This window comes from Paenibacillus sp. JT22N1, from assembly GCF_059692155.1.
The window spans coordinates 418,109-439,115 of sequence record NZ_JCAUAW010000001.1; the positions used below are offsets into that span (position 1 = coordinate 418,109).

The 21,007-nt window shown below is 43.5% G+C and carries 21 protein-coding genes; 18 read left to right on the top strand and 3 right to left on the bottom strand.

The window, feature by feature from the left end; translation table 11 throughout:
* Positions 1 to 45: 45 nt before the first annotated feature.
* The gene (locus AC58UU_RS01950; protein ID WP_497313132.1) at positions 46 to 1,482 is read left to right on the top strand and encodes a L,D-transpeptidase; all 1,437 of its coding nucleotides are present in this window, start codon (positions 46 to 48) and stop codon (positions 1,480 to 1,482) included.
* Between the two features lie 146 nt (positions 1,483 to 1,628).
* Here the strand turns inward: AC58UU_RS01950 and AC58UU_RS01955 are convergent, their stop codons facing one another.
* Positions 1,629 to 1,763 (bottom strand): hypothetical protein, encoded by a 135-nt coding sequence (locus AC58UU_RS01955; RefSeq protein ID WP_497312462.1) that lies wholly within the window; start codon positions 1,761 to 1,763, stop codon positions 1,629 to 1,631.
* Between the two features lie 370 nt (positions 1,764 to 2,133).
* Between AC58UU_RS01955 and AC58UU_RS01960 the strand changes: the two genes are divergently transcribed.
* The 15 genes from AC58UU_RS01960 to AC58UU_RS02030 all read left to right on the top strand — a co-directional run bounded on the left by AC58UU_RS01960 (position 2,134) and on the right by AC58UU_RS02030 (position 17,265).
* Positions 2,134 to 3,489, top strand: coding sequence for an ABC transporter substrate-binding protein (locus AC58UU_RS01960; RefSeq protein ID WP_497312464.1), 1,356 nt, complete (start codon positions 2,134 to 2,136; stop codon positions 3,487 to 3,489).
* A 104-nt stretch (positions 3,490 to 3,593) separates the two neighbouring features.
* The gene (locus AC58UU_RS01965; RefSeq protein WP_497312466.1) at positions 3,594 to 4,481 is read left to right on the top strand and encodes a carbohydrate ABC transporter permease; all 888 of its coding nucleotides are present in this window, start codon (positions 3,594 to 3,596) and stop codon (positions 4,479 to 4,481) included.
* A 41-nt stretch (positions 4,482 to 4,522) separates the two neighbouring features.
* A complete protein-coding gene (locus AC58UU_RS01970) occupies positions 4,523 to 5,362 on the top strand; it encodes a carbohydrate ABC transporter permease (protein ID WP_171640356.1) in 840 nt (279 codons plus the stop codon).
* A gap of 142 nt (positions 5,363 to 5,504) precedes the next feature.
* The gene (locus AC58UU_RS01975; protein WP_497312468.1) at positions 5,505 to 6,950 is read left to right on the top strand and encodes a PTS transporter subunit EIIC; all 1,446 of its coding nucleotides are present in this window, start codon (positions 5,505 to 5,507) and stop codon (positions 6,948 to 6,950) included.
* Between the two features lie 17 nt (positions 6,951 to 6,967).
* A complete protein-coding gene (locus AC58UU_RS01980) occupies positions 6,968 to 7,801 on the top strand; it encodes a PRD domain-containing protein (RefSeq protein ID WP_171640358.1) in 834 nt (277 codons plus the stop codon).
* Between the two features lie 155 nt (positions 7,802 to 7,956).
* Complete coding sequence (locus AC58UU_RS01985) at positions 7,957 to 9,054, top strand: quinone-dependent dihydroorotate dehydrogenase (RefSeq protein WP_497312471.1); 1,098 nt, start codon at positions 7,957 to 7,959, stop codon at positions 9,052 to 9,054.
* Positions 9,055 to 9,080: 26 nt separating this feature from the next.
* On the top strand, positions 9,081 to 9,878 hold the full coding sequence (gene yjbM / locus AC58UU_RS01990; RefSeq protein ID WP_497312473.1) for a GTP diphosphokinase: 798 nt from the start codon (positions 9,081 to 9,083) through the stop codon (positions 9,876 to 9,878).
* Between the two features lie 3 nt (positions 9,879 to 9,881).
* Positions 9,882 to 10,310 (top strand): DUF309 domain-containing protein, encoded by a 429-nt coding sequence (locus AC58UU_RS01995; protein ID WP_497312475.1) that lies wholly within the window; start codon positions 9,882 to 9,884, stop codon positions 10,308 to 10,310.
* Positions 10,303 to 11,298, top strand: coding sequence for an ABC transporter ATP-binding protein (locus AC58UU_RS02000; RefSeq protein WP_497312477.1), 996 nt, complete (start codon positions 10,303 to 10,305; stop codon positions 11,296 to 11,298). Before AC58UU_RS01995 ends, AC58UU_RS02000 begins: the two co-directional genes overlap by 8 nt.
* Positions 11,299 to 11,303: 5 nt before the next feature.
* Complete coding sequence (locus AC58UU_RS02005) at positions 11,304 to 12,119, top strand: ABC transporter permease (protein ID WP_497312479.1); 816 nt, start codon at positions 11,304 to 11,306, stop codon at positions 12,117 to 12,119.
* The gene (locus tag AC58UU_RS02010; RefSeq protein WP_497312481.1) at positions 12,116 to 12,925 is read left to right on the top strand and encodes an ABC transporter permease; all 810 of its coding nucleotides are present in this window, start codon (positions 12,116 to 12,118) and stop codon (positions 12,923 to 12,925) included. The genes AC58UU_RS02005 and AC58UU_RS02010 overlap by 4 nt, the downstream gene beginning before the upstream one ends.
* Positions 12,926 to 13,088: 163 nt before the next feature.
* Positions 13,089 to 14,699: a spore germination protein gene (locus tag AC58UU_RS02015; RefSeq protein ID WP_497312483.1), complete on the top strand. Its 1,611-nt coding sequence runs from the start codon at positions 13,089 to 13,091 to the stop codon at positions 14,697 to 14,699.
* Positions 14,700 to 14,720: 21 nt separating this feature from the next.
* The gene (locus tag AC58UU_RS02020; protein ID WP_497312484.1) at positions 14,721 to 15,920 is read left to right on the top strand and encodes a Ger(x)C family spore germination protein; all 1,200 of its coding nucleotides are present in this window, start codon (positions 14,721 to 14,723) and stop codon (positions 15,918 to 15,920) included.
* A gap of 11 nt (positions 15,921 to 15,931) precedes the next feature.
* Entirely contained in the window at positions 15,932 to 16,159 is a 228-nt protein-coding gene (locus AC58UU_RS02025; protein ID WP_497313134.1) for a hypothetical protein, read from the top strand.
* An 11-nt stretch (positions 16,160 to 16,170) separates the two neighbouring features.
* A complete protein-coding gene (locus tag AC58UU_RS02030; protein ID WP_497312486.1) occupies positions 16,171 to 17,265 on the top strand; it encodes a GerAB/ArcD/ProY family transporter in 1,095 nt (364 codons plus the stop codon).
* A 46-nt stretch (positions 17,266 to 17,311) separates the two neighbouring features.
* Here AC58UU_RS02030 and AC58UU_RS02035 read toward each other — a convergent pair whose 3' ends face one another.
* Positions 17,312 to 17,821 carry a thioredoxin family protein gene (locus tag AC58UU_RS02035; protein ID WP_497312488.1) on the bottom strand — a complete coding sequence of 170 codons (510 nt, stop codon included), beginning with the start codon at positions 17,819 to 17,821 and terminating at the stop codon, positions 17,312 to 17,314.
* A gap of 145 nt (positions 17,822 to 17,966) precedes the next feature.
* Here AC58UU_RS02035 and AC58UU_RS02040 point away from each other — a divergent pair, with 145 nt between their 5' ends.
* Together AC58UU_RS02040 and AC58UU_RS02045 are read left to right on the top strand one after the other, a co-directional pair.
* Positions 17,967 to 19,469, top strand: coding sequence for an RsmB/NOP family class I SAM-dependent RNA methyltransferase (locus tag AC58UU_RS02040; RefSeq protein WP_497312490.1), 1,503 nt, complete (start codon positions 17,967 to 17,969; stop codon positions 19,467 to 19,469).
* A 6-nt stretch (positions 19,470 to 19,475) separates the two neighbouring features.
* Complete coding sequence (locus tag AC58UU_RS02045) at positions 19,476 to 20,216, top strand: pseudouridine synthase (RefSeq protein WP_497312492.1); 741 nt, start codon at positions 19,476 to 19,478, stop codon at positions 20,214 to 20,216.
* A gap of 71 nt (positions 20,217 to 20,287) precedes the next feature.
* On the opposite strand, the gene AC58UU_RS02050 is transcribed toward AC58UU_RS02045, so the two are convergent.
* Positions 20,288 to 20,884, bottom strand: a complete 597-nt coding sequence (locus AC58UU_RS02050) for a hypothetical protein (protein ID WP_497312494.1) — start codon at positions 20,882 to 20,884, stop codon at positions 20,288 to 20,290.
* Positions 20,885 to 21,007: the final 123 nt, after the last annotated feature.

Sequence of the window (21,007 nt, forward strand, 5' to 3'; positions counted from 1 at the left end):
CCTCTTTATCTCAAAAAATATGTCAAAGAACATCCTGATCATAAAATGGCTTGGTACTTATTAGGCAGAGAATACGCAGCACAAGGAAAGGAAGGCAAGGCGGCGTATTGTTTCGCGCAGTCTGGGGAGATCTATGAGGCTTTCGAACGTCAGAAAATAACGATAGAAGGTCCTTTACCTACTTCACCTTCTTCAGCCTTACATAAAGGCACTACCGTGACATCTGTTAAAAGTAAGTCCAGTGGTAAAGGGAAATGGATGCCGTTAATGGTCATTCTACTCCTGCTAGCTGTTCCCGCTGCAATGGATTTAGCGAAGAATGATATGGGGGACATCCCGAATGAGACTGTTGCTGCAGCTCAAGCGGCAGTGATTGCGCCGACACCTCCTAAACAGGAGGGGCCCTCTGGATTAAAGCTCTATTTCTCTAACGGGGATTGGGGTAAGAAGCTGCAGCAAGTACTGAAATCTTCGGGATCAGAAGCTGGGGAATCTGTCATCATGGAAGCTCCCCGAAGTGCAGATGGTAAATGGAACGAGTGGAACAGGTCGGTGAAGCCTTTGATCAGCGTTGAGAGTAAAGGGGGAGGCGGGGGTTCAGCAGCATTAAAGTATTACCAGTCTCAGACTTGTTCCTGTGAGGTCGCAGATAGCTCCGCGCTTGTTCCCGTCATAGCCAATTGGATGCATGAGCGTGAGCAAGCAATTGTCTTACAAAGCGCAATCCAGGCCTACCAAAAAAAGACGGGAACGCTGCCAGAAAAACCTGAACAGCTTACGAAACCTTACCCCAATAATCTCTTACCAGGACTCTCTCCTGAGATGCAGGAGGCGTTCCCTCAAGTTGTAAGTAAGGTTAACGAAAGCGGAAAAACGGGGAAAGCGCAGAATCCGATACAAACGGCGGATAAAACCGAGCAGCCGAAACAAGAGCTCAAAGAACAGGCCGCGACATCTAGTTTGCAACCGAAAGCTTCCGCAGACCCACTGTTGGAACCGCTTAGGATTGTGATTGATACCGATACACATCGTTTGGCTCTCGTTAGTGGTGATTTCATCATCCGAAGCTATCCAGTTGGCTTAGGAGGCGAGAAAACGCCGCAAGGTGAGTTCTTCATTAGTGAAAAGGTGCGCAATCCGAATGGCAAATCGAATGGAGAGTTTGGCAGTCGAGGAATGACTTTATCGGATACACTTTATGCGATTCATGGTACGAATAAGCCTTCCAGCATCGGGAAAGATGAGTCACATGGCTGCGTTCGCATGCAGCAAGCGGACGTTGAAGAGCTCTATAACATGGTGACTCATGAAACGAAGGTGACGATTGGTAAAGGGGTATTACCACCTTCTTCAAATTCGGATGGTAATGGCGGCGGAAGCCCGGGACTCGGAGCTGGGGGAGGGAAGCCAGATCAATCCTTTGGTCTTCCATTGCAGACCAATGACAATAATCCTAATAAGAAATATAAATGGCTTGATTAACTCAGTGGAAACATAACAAAACCGTCTGAATATACTTCGGACGGTTTTGTTATGTTGTATTATGCATTCCAAAGTTTTACTCTTGACAACGATGGGGAAAGCGATTACAATTCAAAATGTGATGATTTCAATCACTTCTTTCCTAATCATTTGTCCAAAATGATCAATAACGTCATTGTAATGATGACAACAAGCAAAATGGATCCTGTCCAAATGATCGCTTTCTTATTAACTTCTTCTTTGGCTCTACGAGTGGACATGATCGGTTTACGTTTGGACATAGGAATCACCTTTTCCTTAGGGATTAAAGAATATGGTTCTATCATAGCATAAGTAGGGTCGATCATAGAATATGAATGTAAAAATGATTTTAAAATCAAGTATTGACGACCATGTCATTTTATTGTAAGATTTAGTCACACGAAACATTAAAATTAATTAAATATGTCAGTTTTAATAACATGTTACCGTAAGGGCATTAGTTATTGAAGAATGTAAGTCTTCTTCTATAACTATGCCCTTTTTATTTTTGCCAAAAATGATGAATCCTGAAGGGGGTTGGTAGCGCAAACTACAAGGAAAGTTAAATTTAGGACTACGCTACTTCATAAATAACCATCAGACTTATTAAAAAAGGGAGAAGATGAACACATGAATATGAAAAAATGGTCAACAATGGGCTTGGCTGCATCCATGGTACTTGTAGCAGCAGGCTGTGGTAAATCTACACCAGTTGAAACAACGAAACCAGCTGCATCGGCAGCGCCGACTACAGCTGCTTCAGCGGCTCCAACCGCTGCTGGTCCCAAAAAATTAACCGGTGATTTTGAAATTCAGTACTTTGTTGGCGGTTATGGCGACAAATGGTGGAAAAAAGTTATTGCTGAATTCCAAGCAGCAAACCCTGATTTGAAAATTAAAGAAAGTGCGGGACCAAAAATCAACGAACAAATGAAACCCCGTTGGATCGCTGGTACCCCACCTGATTTCGTATATATCGACGGACCTGAATTGTTCGATCGCCAAATGGTTACAGACGGACAGCTTGAAGATTTGACTGAGTGGATCAAAGATGCTAAAAACGTTGACGGTGATAAAATCATTGATTTGCTTGCTCAAAAACCACAAGAGTTTGATGGCAAAATCTACAACGTTCCTTTCGTAATGAGCTCATGGGGTATTTTCTACGATAAAGCCCTGTTCAAAGATAAAGGTTGGGCAGAGCCAAAAGATTTCGAAGAATTCTTAGCGGTAAGTGAGAAAATTAAAGGTGCTGGAATTAATCCTTTCATCCACACGGGTAAATATCCATACTACATCAACGGTGGCGTTTTGCTTCCAGCTATCGTATCTGCTAATAATAATGACTACAAATTGCTGCAAGACATGTCTACTAATAATCTAGAAGCTTGGAAAAACCCAGCTATCATTAAAGGTCTGAATAAAATCGTTCAGCTTCGTGACAAAGGTTACATCGACAAAGCTTCCGTACAAATCAACCACACGGATTCCCAATCCTTGTTCCTGCAGCACAAAGATGCTTTTATCCCGAACGGTCTATGGCTGCCAAACGAAATGGCCAAAGACGTTCCAGCATCTTTTGATTTCGGATTCATTCCTTCCATCACACAAGATAAAGGTGGAAAAGTTGTAGCAAATACATCCACTTCTACTTTTGCAATCGCGAAAAAAGCGAAAAACAAAGATGCAGCAAAAGCGTTTATGCAATTTGTATTCTCTAAAACACAAGCTTCCCAGTGGGCTGAGTTGAGCGGTGCTCCTTCTAACGTAAAAGGTGACATCTCATCATCCAAAGCACCTAACTTTGTTAAAGATGCGGCGAAATTCTTGTCATCTCCTGAAACAGTTGTTGTGCCAACAGTCTCCTTCGCGGCTGATGTTGACAAAGCGATGCAAGATGCAACAGTGGCATTGACGATTGGTACAATTACTCCTGAAGAGTGGGTAAAACGTGTATCTGATGTCGTAGCGAAACAAAAGAAATAGGAACTGAATGAAGCAGTGCGGAGAACTAGGAAGGCATTAGCCTTAGGAGTTCTCCGCCATTTTAATGATAGGACGGTGAGGATAGAATGAAGACCAACTCGAAAATGCGGAAACGGAATTTGTTCATCGCTTCATTCATCATTCCGACTTTTCTTTTCTTCTGTGTGTTTACGATCTACCCTGTTATACAGGCTTTGCAGAAGTCATTCTATGATTGGTCAGGAATGTCTGAGAATAGCACGTTTATTGGTTTTGATAATTTCGTCGAATTATTTAAGGATCCAATTGTACTTAGAGCCATCGGGAATGATTATTTTTTAGTTGTAGGTAAAGTCATTGGCATTATGATTCTGGCGACGTTCTTCGCTGTTGCATTAACTCGTTTCAAGCTGAGAGGCTCAGGCTTCTTCCGCGCCATATTTTTTATCCCGAATGTGATCTCCGTTGTTGTTATTGGTGTGCTCTGGAACTTCATCTACAATCCGCAAATTGGATTCCTGAATGCGTTCTTATCACTATTCACAGGAAATAAAGTTGATATTACTTGGTTAGGATTTCCACAGCATACGATCTGGATGCTATTACCCCCAACGATTTGGGCTGGTATCGGCTTCTATATGATCTTGATGATTGCTGCAATCGTGAATATTCCTGCTTCCTACTATGAAGCAGCTAATATAGACGGAGCGGGTCAATGGTCGCAATTCCGCAACATTACCATGCCGCTCATCTGGGAGCAAATTAAGGTTTCCATTGTTAATATTGTCATTACAACACTCAATGGATCATTCGTAATTGTTCAATTAATGACAAACGGCGGACAGCCTGATAATACGACCCAAGTTATGGGATCTTATCTGTATCGGATGGCTTTTCAACAATATCATTTCGGTTATGGAGCAGCCATCGGTGTCATGATCCTAATCGTTTCACTGATTACTACCCTTGTTCTGCAGCGTATTATGCGCCAAGAAACAATCGAAATGCATTAAGTTAATCCAAGAAAAGGATACTGAAGGAGGGGAACCATCGTATGATCATCAAAAACCCGTTAGCCAAAATGTTTGTCTGGATCATTCTTCTTATTTGGAGCGTCGCCGTCCTGTATCCATTGATTTGGACACTGCTCGATGCGCTCAAAAATAATGAGCAATTTTTCTTAAATGCCCCATGGGCATTGCCTAAATTCCCGCTGCTTTGGTCAAATTTCTCCTATGTTTGGAGCAAATATAATTTTAGCACCTATTTCATGAACTCCATTGTTGTGACGGTTGGAAGTACCCTTCTGGGCATGATTCTTGCTGCAATGACAGCCTATATCCTAGCTAGGTATGATTTTAAAGGGAACAAAATCCTCCTTACGATCTACATCTCGTCCATGATGATACCGTTCGCGCTTGCATTGATTCCATTGTTCTTCTTATTGAATGATTTGCACTTAATCAATACGTGGTTAGGATTAATTCTGGTCTATGCGGCACTCAATCTTCCTTTTGGAATTTTCTTGCTTGTAGGTTTCTACAAATCCCTACCAAAAGAAATTGAAGAAGCGGCGATTATTGACGGGACCTCCCATTACGGTACGTTCTTCCGTGTTATGCTGCCTTTGTCTCAACCGGGTTTAATCACGGTGATGATTACAAACATGCTGAATAACTGGAACGAGTACTTCCTAGGGGTTGTCTTGACCAATGAACCAACCAAGTACACGCTTCCAATCGGTCTTGCTGTTATGCAGGCAGAGATGCAGTATCGAGTTGAGTGGGGACCGTTATTCGCAGGCCTGCTAATAACGACACTTCCAACGTTGATTGTGTATATGATCTTTCAACGTCAAATTGCAAGTGGAATTACTGCAGGTGCTGTGAAATAACTGTATACTCGGTTGCATAGAAAAAACACCTTATCCTAGAGGATTTTATCCTTTCGGGAGGGTGTTCTTTCTACTATAATTGGGATAGGCAAGAGCAAACAAGAAACGGCCAAACTTGTAGGCTTTTATAGGGGAACATGACATGAGAGCAATGTATATATTGCAGAAAATAGGACGTTCATTGATGATTCCGATTGCGGTGCTGCCGGCGGCATCCATTCTTTTACGTATTGGAAAAATGACGTTTAGTGATCCATTTCTTATGCAGGTAGCTCAGATTTTTGAGCTAGGTGGAAGTGCGATTTTTGATAATTTACCATTCATATTTGCAATTGGTATAGCCATTGGACTAACGTCCGGAGACGGGATAGCGGCACTTGCTGCTGCGGTTGGCTATCTAGTGTTCGACAATGTCTTAAAGCATTTTCAAGTGGGGACTGACTCTGCGGAACGGCTGGATATGGGTGTTCTAGGCGGTATGCTCGTTGGCATGCTATCTGCCACGTTCTTTAACAGGTTCCAACATACCCGGCTGCCCAAGGCGCTCGGATTTTTCGGTGGCAAACGATTCGTTCCGTTAATTACATCTTTGGTCATGGTTTTTCTAGGGGTGTTGATGGGTTTCATATGGCCTCCAATTCAAAGGGGTATAAGTGTTATCGGGTTATGGATCGTTGATAATGGGAACATTGGCGTATTCATCTACGGAATGATGAACCGGCTTCTGATCCCAACGGGTTTGCATCATATTATTAATAATATAGCTTGGTTTCAAATCGGAGATTATATCACGCCAACGGGTAAAATGCTGCATGGCGATATCTCACGATTTTTTGCTGGAGATCCAGAAGCGGGACTATTCATGACAGGTTATTATCCCGTGATTATGTTTGGGCTTCCTGCTGCAGCCTTAGCTTTAATTAAAAGCTCATCTTCTAACCGTCAGTTTGTTGTTCCTGTGATGCTTAGTGCAGCATTAACCAGCTTCCTAACAGGCATAACAGAGCCAATTGAGTTTGCTTTTATGTTCTTAGCACCAGGCTTATATCTGATACATGCCGTCTTAACTGGCTTTTCCATGGTGATAATGAATATGCTTCAGGTGAAAATGGGATTCGGTTTCTCAGCCGGATTTATTGATTTCGTTCTTAGCTGGCATCAATCTACGAATCCATATTGGATTATCCTTGTTGGGATAGGGTACTTCTTCCTTTATTATGTTGTATTTCGGACCTATCTTCATTTCTTCCCATTCAAAGTGGCCGGTCAGGACGAAGCTGTTCAGCTTGAAACAGAAGATCCCACGGAGGTCATCGAAACGAAAGAAGACCGTCCAACCAGCATTCTAAGGCATATTGGCGGACCTTCTAACATTATCTCGATCGATGCTTGCATTACACGACTACGCCTCTTGGTGAGTGAAGAAAATTTAGTTATGGACAGCGAGCTTAAAGACCTTGGTGCTATAGGGGTTATCAGACTTGGTAAAGGAAACGTACACGTTGTTTTTGGTACGGAATCGGAACAAATTAGAGAAAGTATTAAACCCTTGCTTCACCAGCAAAAAGACAAATCAGGACAAGCCTAAGAACGCGGAGGTGTCTTATGATTGAACGGACGATCATTCATGTACTGTCCCATAATGTGGTGATGGCACATTTGACATCAGGGAAAAATTCAATTGCTTTCGGTAAAGGAATTGGATTCAAAAAAACGCCAGGAATGCTCATTAGCGAAGGAGAAATCACACAAGAATTTCTCCTGCATACATCCGAAGTTCTTAAAAACTACGAACAAATTCTGAATGCGGTTGATTTGAAAATTATCGGGATTACGGAGGAAGTCATCGCTTATGCGCAAAGCATGCTCGAGGGCGACTTCTCCGAAACGATTCACGCCTCGCTGGTCGATCATATTAACTTTGCTGTCGAACGACAAAAACGAGGCATTTTCATCACGAATCCATTCGCTTATGAAATTGGGTATATGTATCCTGAGGAATACAAAGTAGCCAAGAAATCCGTAGATTTTCTCAATGATCATTTGGATGTGAAATTGCCGGAAGATGAGGTTGCCTTCTTGGCCATGCATTTCAATGGCGCACGTAAAAAAGAGCAAGCTTCTGATTCCTTAGCGGTAGTTAGAGTCGTATCGCAAACGATCGAGTCTGCCAAAGAATTGGGCTTTAATTTCGATGATTCATTCTCAACGCTGCGGTTTATTAGTCATTTAAAAGGTGTCATTGAACGGGTCAAACAAAAAAAGACACTCCAGAACTCGCTGCTTGAAAAGATTAAAGAGGAGTATGGAGACACCTATGTGAAGGCGAAGGTGTTATCTCTCATGCTGAGTGATTCTCTTCAATTAGAAGTGCCTGATGATGAAACGGGTTACTTGACGATGCATCTGGAACGACTGCTACAACGTACCGAAGCATAGGTTGTTAAATAGCTAATCTGGATTCCCTTGCAACCTTCATGGAGCAGGGATTTTTTGTTTGAAATAGAGGCGAAATGCCTTTCAGTGGATTGCATATTTGTACGTTGTCAGCTAAACTGACTGTTAGAGTCATTAGAGAACGGAGTGCATAGGACATGCTGTATAAGAAGTTAGGAAAACCAATCTTGTTCCGAATGGATCCGGAGAAGGCGCATCATCTTACGATTGACGGGCTAAGTGCTTTAGGGAGCTTACCAGGTGGGAAGCAATTACTTAAATCCATGTATGGAGTGCCCTCTTCACCCCTCTTGGCCCAACAATTATGGGGACTACAATTCGCAAATCCAATAGGTCTGGCAGCTGGTTTAGATAAAAATGCCAAGGCTGTTAAGGGATTCTCACAACTAGGCTTTGGTTTCATGGAAGTAGGCACAATTACACCAAAGCCACAACCGGGCAATGAGCTGCCGCGGCTATTTCGTCTTCCGGAAGACAAGGCGCTTATCAACCGAATGGGCTTTAATAATGTAGGTACAGACGAGATGGCAAAAAACCTGATGAAGACAGGTAAACGTGACATCCCCGTAGCTATTAACATAGGTAAAAATAAGACGACACCGAATGAACAGGCCGAAGAGGATTATCGAGCTTGCATTCGGGAGTTATATACATATGGTGATTTCTTTGTTGTGAATATTAGCTCACCAAATACACCGGATTTGCGTAATTTACAGCATGGGAACGATTTGAAGCGATTGCTTGATGCAGTTACAACGGAAATGCAGCTTCAAGAGAAGAAGAATGGTCATTCGGGTAAACCTGTTTTGGTTAAAATTGCGCCAGATCTCACGGATGAAGAGCTTGAATTAACTGTGCATACGATTAAAGATAGCGGTATTTCTGGGATAATCGCCACGAACACAACGCTCAGCAGACAAGGGCTAGTACACCCAAATCGCGAGCAAGCAGGTGGACTTAGCGGAAAGCCTCTTACACAGCGAACAACGGAAGTCATTAGACGTGTCTATCAACTGACGGAAGGTAAACTGCCGATCATTGGTTCCGGAGGGATATTTACAGCGCAAGATGCCTATGACAAAATACGGGCAGGAGCAAGTTTAGTTGAAGTGTATACGGGCTTTATTTATGAAGGACCCGGGATGCTTACAAGCTTGAATAAAGGTCTTCAAGATTTGCTGAGGAGAGACGGGTATACCCATATTTCCCAGGCAATCGGCGCAGATCAGCACTGACTTCATTCAGAATGGAGGATAAAAGGATGGATGGACGAGATTGGAAGAAATTTCTCCTGCCTTATGAACAAGCGGTGGAGGAGCTAAAAGTAAAATTCAAGACACTGCGTGGCGAACTCAAGAGCAGAGAAGAGTATGCACCTATTGAATTCGTAACGGGACGTGTCAAAAAGATATCAAGTGTACTGGAGAAAGCGAAACGTTTGAGTGTCCCGATGGATCAATTAGAGTCCGGTATCGAGGATATCGCGGGGATTCGGATTATGTGTCAGTTTGTAGAAGACATTGATCGTTTGGCCGAGCTGATTCGCAGCAGACAGGATATGAATGTAGTCTACGAAAAAGATTATATTGCCAATAAGAAACCGAGTGGCTATCGCAGCTTTCATATTATTATTGAATATCCCGTTCAAACCGCTTTGGGTATGAAACGAATATTAGCTGAGGTGCAAATTCGGACGCTCGCTATGAATTTCTGGGCGACGATCGAGCATTCTTTGAATTATAAATATAAAGAACAATTGCCATCTGAGGTTAGAGCACGCCTTAGTAAAGCAGCCGAGGCTGCTTATCTGTTGGATCAGGAAATGTCCAGCATTCGTGGTGAGATTGTTGCGTCTCAGAAGATGTTTGAGGATAACTCGAATTTGGTAAATATCGTACTCAATAACATTCAGGAGCTTTATTTCTATCATAGAGTTCGGGAAGCCGCTCAATTTCAGCTGAGATTTAACGAGATATGGGAGACGGAAGAAGGTTTGAGTGATCTGTCGTCCGATATTGAGGCTGCAATCGCCAGAGCTAAAAAAGGAGACAATAACTGATCTATGAGTACCTATGATCGTTTATATGTGGCTTACTTATACTATTTCAATGATCAGAGAGACTATTTCGAATGTCATGAAGTGATGGAGGAGCTTTGGCTGGAGGAAGGCCGAAGCCCCTTATACCAAGGTCTACTGCAAGTTGCAGTGGGCCTTTATCATCATGCGAATGGAAACGTAAGCGGTTCCATCAAACTCTTTAGCGCAGGACTGGATAAGCTAGCGCCATACCCTGCACATACGCTCGGCATTGATTTGGAAAAATTGATCCGAGACAGTGGGACGTATTTAACTAAGCTGCAGCAAATCGAGAATGAGCCGTTTACCCCCTATGATTTGGACATTCACATCCTAGATGATGAGCTGGTTGAACTTCTTGCGAAATTGAAGCTGAACCCCCCTGGGCATGAAGAGGAGGAAGGCCATGATTGAGGTTCGTCAGCTGAGTAAATATTATCAAGTACATGAGCGTGAGCCTGGATTCATGGCATCTTTGAAAAGCTTGTTTCACCGCAAGTTCCGCACAGTTAAAGCTGTGGACGATGTTTCCTTTTCCATACCTGAAGGTGAAATTGTGGCTTTTCTTGGTCCGAATGGGGCTGGTAAGACGACTACAATGAAAGTATTAACTGGACTGCTGCATCCTTCAGGTGGTGAAGTGAATGTGGGCGGTTTTGTTCCTTTTCAACAAAAAAAAGAGTTTAAGAAACAAATTTCACTAGTCATGGGACAGAAAAGTCAGCTTATCTGGGACATACCCGCAGCGGAAACGTTTCTCGTTAATAAAGTCATCTATGAGATACCTGATCGGGAATATGAAGAAACCTTAGGAGACTTGGTGCAGCTGCTCCAGTTGGAAGAAGTTATCCGCAAACCGGTTAGACAGCTTTCGCTGGGGGAGAGGATGAAGTGTGAGCTGGCAGCGGCGCTGCTTCATCGCCCGCGTATTGTATTTCTAGATGAGCCGACGATTGGCCTCGATGTGAATATGCAGGAAGTGATGCGCCGATTCATTCAGGATTACAGCCGTAAATATAAGGCGACCATTTTACTGACAAGTCATTATATGGCGGATGTTACGGCGTTATGTGAGCGAGTGCTGGTAATTGGAAAAGGTCGACTCCTATACGATGGTGCTATTTCGCAACTGGTTGACAAGTATGCGCCTAATAAGCGTATTCGTCTTCAATTGGCTGAGCGAGTAAAGGAATCAGAGCTAATCGATGTAACCCAAGGGTTAGGGACGTTATTTCATTATGCGTTTCCAAATGTGGAAATAGACGTACCGAGAGAGCAAGTTTCTGAGCTTTCAGCCCGATTATTAACCCATTTGACGGTATTGGATTTGACCATTGAAGATCCTTCCATGGAATCGGTGATCGCACAAGCCTTTGAAGCGGGGACCGAAGGGGGAAGTTAAGGATCATGAAGGCGTTAGCTTTATTTTGGCAAAAATATCGCATGCTGATTCGAGTTGAATGGGCTGTTATGTTTGCCTATCGGAGTGAATCGCTTATTTGGATGATAGGAGCATTCATTCAACCTCTGGTCAGTATGGCTGTTTGGCTCTCGATAAGTGATAACAATTCCATTGGTGGCTATACAGCTCATGATTATATGGTGTATTTCTTGGGAGTACTGATTGTAGATCGATTAACGAGTTCATGGGATGTGTGGGAGCTGGATGCCAGCATTCAGGACGGGTCGCTCTCAACTAAGATCGTACGCCCCTTCCATCCGGTTCACTGGAGTATCTCTCAAAACCTCGTGTATAAGCTGTTTTTTGCTGTTTTGCTAATACCCGCATGGGCGATAGCTGCTGCATTTGTCCCTATGCTCAGGTTGACTATTTCCTTGGAAATAATTGTACTCTCTTTCTTCGCTATCGTACTTTCCTCAGCAATCCGCTTTCTAATCGGTTTCGAGTTTGGTCTGATGGCTTTTTGGACGAATAGGGCGACTGCGATTTATAGTTTATATGAGGGTGTTCATTTGTTTCTTGCTGGACGATTAGCTCCACTGAGTATGTTTCCTTCTTGGGTTGAAAAAATGGCAGCATGGCTTCCTTTCTATGGAACTGTTGGGTTTCCAGTTGAGCTGCTAACAGGCAAGCTTGAGCTTGGCTCATCATCGATCATTCAGAACTTTGCGATACAGCTTACTTGGTTAATTATCCTTCTTGTAACGTTTCGGTTGATGTGGAGACAAGGCATGAAGAAGTACGGCGCTGTGGGCGGATGAGGAAGGGCGGTGCGACAGTGATCAAGTACATACGACTATTTAGAGAGTTTATGAGGGCATGTTTAGTCGAAGAGTTCGAGTATAGAGCTAATTTTGCCGCTAATCTCCTATCCACGGTATTTTGGCTCTTCATGGCGATCTTGACAGTTCAATTATACTTTTATCGAACACAGGAGATTGGCGGTTGGGGTTTCTATGAGGTGTTGGTGCTTCTAGGTATTTTCAATGCTGTACATGGATTTATTGAGTTTATCCTTCAGCCGAATATGTCTCGTCTCGTCAGTCATATCCGTAAAGGGACTTTGGATTTCATCCTGACGAAGCCAGTTGACAGCCAATTTTACATTAGTTTTAGACATCTAGTTTTCTGGCGATTAGCCGATATTATTCTTGGCTTTGGCTTAACGGCTTACGCACTCTGGGAGCTGAACGCTGTTCCTAGTGTTGTGGAGCTTATTCGCTTTGTCATTGTTTTCCTTGCATCGTTGGTTGTGGTCTATTCGTTTTGGATGGGCATGATGATGTTCTCTTTCTGGGCTGTTAAAGTAGATAACTTGTCCTATTTATTTAGTTCATTTTTTGAAACGGCACGGTTTCCAGTTTCGGTCTATAAAGGATTATTACGATTCACATTAACCTATATATTTCCGATTGCTTTCATAACGACATTCCCAGCTTCAGCGCTCATTGGTCGAATCAGTGGATGGGAAGTCGTTTGGAGTGTTGGGATTGCGATGGTTTGTTTCGGATTGACGAGGGCTTTATGGAAGATCGCTTTACGCCATTATACCAGTGCGAGTAGTTGAGTTTTTGAGGCGATATTAGAGAAAGGACTTCCCACCTTGAGGTGTAAGAAGTCCTTTTTTGCTTGGAGTGAGTTACCCGGGCTTTCATACATAAATTTACGGGAAGTGGGAAAACTTTTCCATAAGACATAGTTATTCCTATGAATTTGGTGGTGGCGAGCTCATGAAATCTTGGACGAAAACGCTACATCAACTATTTAACAGAAAGAAAAGCACTCTCCCCCTTTCACAGGAGCGGGAGCCAAAGTTGGAACAGGCCATTTTGCCGCAAAGCCTCTATATTGATATTAGACTGAACATCGCTCAGATCAAAACGATTTTTGGACATAGCTCTGATATAGTAACTGGGGAGTTATGCCTGGATGCCGAAAATACCAATAAGATTGGCTATGTATACTTAGATCAATTGGTTAATAAATCATTTTTTCAAGAAGTGACGAATGCTCTACTTACAGGTTCAGCCCAGCTCATCGAAGCCATAAATACCGGTTTCTATGATTCACCAGATTTGATTAGGAACAGCATTCATGCCTGTGGGGAAGTCAAAACGATCGAAGATTTTCAAGTATTGTGCCAGAATATGTTATCTGGTGAGACGGTTATTCTAATCGATGGCTATGCACTTGCACTTTCTGTGAATACAGCTGGCGGAGATATGCGTTCTGTGGAAGAGCCTTCAACGCAATCCGTAGTAAGAGGTCCTCGTGATGGATTCACGGAATCGATCGGCACGAATATATCCCTCATTCGCAAACGAATTAAGAGTCCCAATTTATGGTTAGAAACCATGGTGATTGGCAGAGTCACTCAAACCACAGTGTCCATTATGTACATAAATGGAATCGTAAACGACAAAATTGTCGAAGAGATACGTAGCAGACTTACACGGATTGATATAGATGGGATCCTGGAAAGCGGCAATATCGAGGAACTTATACAGGATGAAACCTTCACGCCATTTCCAACACTGTACAATACAGAACGCCCCGATGTAATCGCGTCAGGATTGCTTGAGGGTCGCGTGGCCATCCTGGTAGATGGAACCCCCTTCGTGCTTGAGGCACCAGCACTGTTCATCCAGTTTTTCCAATCCGCTGAAGATTATTACCAACGGTCTGAATTTGCCACACTTATCCGCATATTGCGATATATATGCTTCTTTATCTCTTTGATGGCTCCTTCGTTCTATATCGCCATTACAACATTTCATCAAGAGCTATTGCCCAGCTCACTCCTGTTCAACTTAGCCGCGCAGCGAGAAGGCATACCATTTCCGGCTTTTGTTGAGGCACTTCTTATGGAAGTTACCTTTGAAATCTTGCGCGAAGCTGGTGTCCGTCTCCCCAAAACAGTAGGCCAAGCTGTATCTATCGTAGGTGCCTTGGTTATTGGGCAGGGTGCTGTGGATGCTGGGCTAGTCTCACCGGCAATGGTAATTGTTGTTGCCATTACGGCTATTTCCAACTTTGTAATCCCGGCTTTTAGCATGGGCATTCCAATCCGCATCATTCGGTTTATTCTGATGATTTTTGCCGCAACGTTTGGTTTATTCGGGATCACCGTTGGCTTAATCGCGATGGTCCAACATTTATGCAGCTTGCGCTCATTTGGGGTGCCGTATATGGCTCCTATGGCGCCTTTTGTCCTTGATGACCAGAAAGATACCATTCTTAGACTCCCTCAATGGGGACTATTTTCTAGACCACGTTTCATCAGTCAAAAAAATAACATTCGGGAAAATAATCCCCCAACAACGAAACCAACACAGAAGTAAAAGGGAGGAGGGCTCTGCCTGATGAATAGATTAGGTCGTATTCTTTGTACACTTATCTTACTTGGCGTCGTGCTCTCCGGATGTTGGGATCGACATGAATTAAATGATCTGGCCATCACGGTTGGTGTAGGAATAGATAAAAGTGGGAAAGATTATCTAGTTACAGCACAAATTGTGAATCCGAGCGAAGTCGCAGCTAAAAAAGGGAGTGGCTATAGTACTTCAATTACAACCTTTTCAGCGACGGGTGTTTCAACACTAGAAGCAGCAAGAAAGTTGACGACATTGATACCCCGGAAAATATTCGGTTCTCATTTACGTATTCTCGTGATTGGTGAAGAGCTTGCACGTGAAGGTGTTTCCAAGGTTTTGGATGGCCTCGCTAGAGACCATGAAATCCGATCTGATTTCTATATTATTGTTGCTAGAGACACGACGGCTGCCAGTGTTCTTCAAATTTTGACCCCAATAGAAAGAATTCCAGCTAATAAAATGTTTAAGACATTAGAGTCGTCTGAAAAAGCGTGGGCACCAACCGTTAGCGTTGAACTGGATAGGTTTATATCCAGCCTTGCTGAACCTACAAGAAATCCGGTACTGACTGGAATTCGGATTCAAGGAGAAGTGCAGAAAGGAAAGTCGAAAACTAATTTATCAAAAACGACGCCTACCTCTTATTTGGAGTATTCAGGAATTGCTCTATTTAAGAAGGATAAGCTGGTCGACTGGCTAAACGAAGAAGAAAGTAAAGGATTTAATTACATCATGGGAAACGTAAAAAGTACAATGGGGCATCTCACCTGTCCCCAAGGTGAAACATTATCGATTGAAATCATCCGAACAAATACAAAAGTTAAAGGTCATGTTGTAAACGGCAAGCCTGAAATTAACATACGCTTATTCATGGAGGAAAATATAAGTGAAGTTCATTGCCAGATCGATTTGTTGGATCCTAACTCCATCCATGAATTAGAAGAAATCACCGAAACAAAGCTAAAACAGACTATGACTTCTGCAATTAAAAAAGCTAAACAGAACAAAGCTGATATTTTCGGCTTTGGGGATGCCATAGAAGATGCCTCTCCTAAGACCTGGTTGAAAGTAAAATCGGATTGGGAGGACGAATTCTCCAAGTTAAAAGTAAATATCGACACCGATGTTCACATTCGTGGTTTGGGAACAACGAATAATTCGATCATCGAGCGGTCAGGGGAGGAATAGTTCGAGTGTTGATGATTCTCTTGAACATGATCATTGCTTCCATCATCGCTCTAATTGAAGCACCTGCTCTAATACGTAAAAAGCTAGTCTTAGAAAGCTGGATTTTCTTTTCTCTCCTGTTTGCAGGAACCATTCTCAGTATCCTGTTAAGTCTTAGAGTTAAACTTCCTAACCCACTTGACCTGATTACCTACTTCTATAAACCTGTCAGCGAATTTGTTTTTGGTATCCTAAAGTAGAGGTGTATCCAATGATCGAGAAAGGTAAAATTGGCGTCCATCAATTTACCATACTTACCATCCTGTTTACAGTTGGCAGCTCCATTCTCATAGCTCCCTCGGGACTTGCTTATGAGGCTAAGCAGGATGCATGGATTGCCGCAGTTCTGGGTCTACTTGTCGGTTTATTGCTAGTTATCTTGTATCAAGCACTTGGAAAACGCTTCCCCCAACAAACATTGGTTGCTTATAGCGAGGAACTCCTGGGGAAGTGGTTGGGAAAAGCGGTGTCCTTACTTTACTTTTGCTTTTTTTTCATTCTTGCGGCACTCGTTCTTCGCAATCTTGGGGATTTTATCTCAACACAGGTATTGGTGGATACGCCACTGCAATTCACTCATATCTTCTTCTTAGGCGTCATCATTCTTGGTATTCGAAATGGGCTTGAGACATTCACTCGGACTTCGGAAATTTTCCTGCCATGGGTATTAATTTTTTACTTCCTTATGTGCATTCTTCTACCCTCCGAAATGCAAGTGGACTATTTGAAGCCCGTTCTCGGCTACGGAATGAAACCTATCGTACGTGCAGCGGTTCCACTTATTGGAACTCCTTATATGGAACTGGTTCTCTTCTTAATGATTATTCCTATCGTAAATCAAACGAAAAAACTGGGGAAGGCATTCCTTGTTGGGGTTTCCATTGGTGGAGTTATGTTAATTCTTATATCGCTCTTATCCATTCTCGTATTAGGAGATGATTTGACAGCCGTTCAAATGTATCCGAGCTATAGTCTAGCCAAAAAAATTAGTATTGGTTCCATCCTTGAACGTCTAGAGGTGTTCATGGCAGGAATCTGGTTTATTACCATCTACTTTAAGCTTTCGTTATGCTTCTATGCAGCTACGATGACTTTTGGTGAAGTATTTAATCTTAAGGATGTTCGGCAGCTTTATCTACCTTTGGGCATGATATTAGTCGTTCTTTCGGTCATTGCTTACCCTAACGCGGCTTATTTCATTGAATTTGCGTCTAAAATATGGGTCTTCTATTCAGGGACATTTGGGTTTGTCATCCCTCTGTTATTACTCGTTTTGGCTATTTTTCGAAAAACACGAAAACGTTAGGTGAATAGAAAAAGCAGCGGAATCTCCGCTGCTTTTTATCGTAGGATTAACCTTTATACTTTTGGAAAAAGGCTTTGAAAGTTTCAGGAGTGTTGCCCGCGGTTGAGCCTGCTTCAGGAACACCGCCAACAATGCGCTCGACTTCTACACCATTTTTGTAGTAGACGAGTGTAGGTGTGGATTCGATTTTATATTTCTGCCAGCCATCCTTGAATTCCTCCAAGTTGAACTGTTTAACATCAATACCTAGCTCTTTTTGTATCGGAACAAGAACTGGGGTCGTTACTTTACAATGTGGACAGGTCGAAGCGTAATAATATTGGAAAAATGTTTCTTTGTTCTTCAGTCTTTGATCCAAATCCTTCGGTAGAATGAGATTCTGGTAGTTCGGATCCGTTAATTGTTTCACTGTTTCCGGATTTAATTTGGATGCGGCAACGCCATATGGATTGCCTGCATTAGCTTTGTCTGAAGATTTGGTAGACTGCTGATTAACGAAATATAAGCCTCCAAATAAAACAAGAACAATGCCTAGATAAATAAGCAGCTTCTTCAATGTATGCACCTCTTTATAATGTTTACTTTCTACTATCTTCTATAAAAAGTATAGCATATCCTGTCGGTATTTTGAAAATAATTGGCTGTTTGGTGACAAGTTAGATATAATACCGATATTAAAAGATGAAAGAGAAGATGTCCGGATGACGAAGCAGCTGCCTGCCCTTTTTAGAAAAAAGATGATTGATTTATTGGGTGAAAATGAATTTGAGCAATTTCTGGAATCGTATGACCAACCGAGAACGTTTGGATTAAGGGTGAACACGGTAAAGGTGGAAAAGGCGGAATTTCTGGCGAAAAGTCCATTTGCGCTGAGTACAGTCCCTTGGGCTTCTGAGGGATTTTATTATGAAGAAGGTGAGCGTCCGGGGAAGCATCCATATTATCATGCTGGGCTTTACTATATTCAAGAGCCAAGCGCAATGGCGCCTGTTGAATTGCTGCAAGTACGCCCAGGGGAGCGTGTACTCGATTTATGTGCTGCACCTGGCGGGAAATCAACGCAAATAGCCGCTAAGCTTCAAGGCGAAGGGGTTCTTGTTGTTAATGACATTCATTCAGATCGTGTGAAGGCACTAGTGAAAAACCTTGAGCTTTTGGGTGTTAGAAACGCTATCGTTTTGAATGAAAAGCCGGAGCGGATGTTAAAGGTCTTCCATGGTTATTTTGATAAAATATTAATAGATGCGCCTTGTTCGGGTGAAGGGATGTTCCGCAAAGAAGAAGAGATGATGCAGCAGTGGGAGCGTCATTCTGTTCAGGAATTTGCTAGCATGCAGAGAGAGCTGCTGGGTCAGGCTGCCCAAATGCTTGCGCCCGGTGGAATGATTGTATATTCGACCTGCACGTTTTCTCCGGAGGAGAATGAAGCGCAGATCGCAGAGTTTTTGGACAAGCATTCGGCGTTTGATGTGGTTCCGGTAGAGGGTTTTGGTGCTGGAAGGCCAGATTGGCTGCGGGCGCCTTGGTGTGAGGAGGAGTTTTCTGACCGCGCTCGGGAGGCTGTAGCTGGGACTGCTCGGCTTTGGCCGCATCGTTTGCGGGGCGAGGGGCACTTTGTTGCTGTGTTGCGGCGGGATTCGGATGTGGAAGCCGTCGTAGAATCTTTTGAATCCGACGTTGTGTCGGCAAAGGGGAAGCGCAGCGGCCGTGAGGCGCTGCGGAAGGGGCGCGCGGAGACGTCGACTCGCGCGGCTGTGAGCTTGGAGCCGCTGGAGGCGTTCTCGAGCGAGCTGCTGCGCAGCGAGCCCTTCGCCGCCGAGCGGCTCGTGTGTTACGGCGAGCACGCGTATGCGTCGCCGGCAGGTTTGCCCGAGCTGCACGGACTGAAAGTCGTGCGGCCGGGCTGGTACATCGGCTCGCTGCACCGCGGCCGATTCGAACCGTCCCATGCGCTAGCCATGGGACTGCGCATGCGCGAAGCCAAGCGAGCGCTGAGCTTGACTTCGAGCGACGAGCGAGCCCTTCGATACTTGAAGGGCGAGACGCTCGAAGTCGCGGAGAGCGAGATCATCCGCGACCTGGAAGTGACCAAGGCAGCCAAAGGCTACTGCCTGGTCTGCATTGAAGACCATCCCGTCGGTTGGGGCAAATGGCACGACGGGATGCTGAAGAACGAATACCCGCCCGGCTGGAGGTGGACCTAATCGGTCATGAAACAAACACAAAGGCTCGATAAAATACTCGCCCATGTGGGCATCGGCACACGCTCTGAACTCAAACGCCTCGCCAAAGAAGGCGCGATTTACGTCAACGGTATGAAAGTCAAAGACAGCGGTATGCAGGTGAACCCCGATACCGATATCATCACTGTAAACGGCGAATCGGTGTTGTACCGTGAATTCGTTTACCTCATGATGAATAAACCGCAGGGGGTCGTCTCTGCCACAGAAGACAATCGCGACCGCACGGTTGTGGATCTTTTGGATAAGGCATATGCGCCATTCGAGGTTTTCCCTGTTGGACGCCTGGACAAGGATACAGAAGGCTTCCTTTTGCTAACGAACGATGGGAAATTGGCCCATAATCTTCTTTCTCCACGTAAACATGTACCCAAAACCTACTTCGCGAAAGTGGAGTGGGAGGTAAACGAATCAGACCGCGAAGCATTCTCCCAAGGGGTTACATTGGACGATGGCTATGAAACGCTTCCGGGTATTTTGAGAATTTTGAAGACCGGTAAAGAGACTGAAGATGAGCCCTCAGAAATCGAGCTAACGATCATGGAGGGCAAATTCCATCAAGTGAAACGGATGTTTCAAGCCGTAGGCAAAAAAGTCGTATACTTGAAACGAATTTCGATGGGGCCACTTGCGTTAGATCCAAGTTTAGAATTGGGTCAAGTGAGAGAGTTGAGTAAAGATGAACTTCTTGCTTTGCAGAATGCCACATAAAGTTGATAACGAATAGCACGCACAGTCCCGGATTGTACGAAAGGGTTGTGCGTGTTTTATTTTGAATCTTGCTAACGCCCTTCCCATTTCTTTAAGATGGATGCAATAATCTCCTTTTTGGTCTCCTCAGCAAGTCCGTTCCTTAGTTCTGTGATGAATTCAATAAAGAGCAACGACAAAAGCTCATTCAGGTCCATATCCAATGGAATCTCGTACTTACAATCCCAATCATCGAAAAATACGGCTATTCGGTTGACTTCTCTTGGATGGATGTCTATGTTAAGGGTCAAATAATCTCTTGCACCGGTCATACTAGACACGTTAGACAAACTCCATTGAAACTTCGCAACTCTATTTATATCTCGCAGATTGTTACTTAGAACGCGAGTATTCGTACTTAAAAAATGACTGTAGGTTTCTCTCAAGTCCAACAAGTAATCGTACAAATCTTTATCTTGGCGTACGTGATCAAGAAAATTATCAAATAATAGTTTTACGAGGAACGTTATGTTCATACCAGTCAGTTCTTCATTTGTTGTGTATTGGATATCTTCAATAAAAACTTCTGCCCGATTAAAAAAATCGCGAGGTGCACGGACTTTAACGGTTGTATAAATATCGGGCGATTCCCTATTAAAAAAACTTGTCCATGATTTTAAAGTTAGCATACAAGCGGTCCTCCTTTTCTTCTCTATTACTACTTATTCTAAATCTAGCACACATATGACAAGAGCCTGTGATCTGCCGTTTCAAATAAGAAACAGGCAGGCTCACAGGCCCTATATAATTGG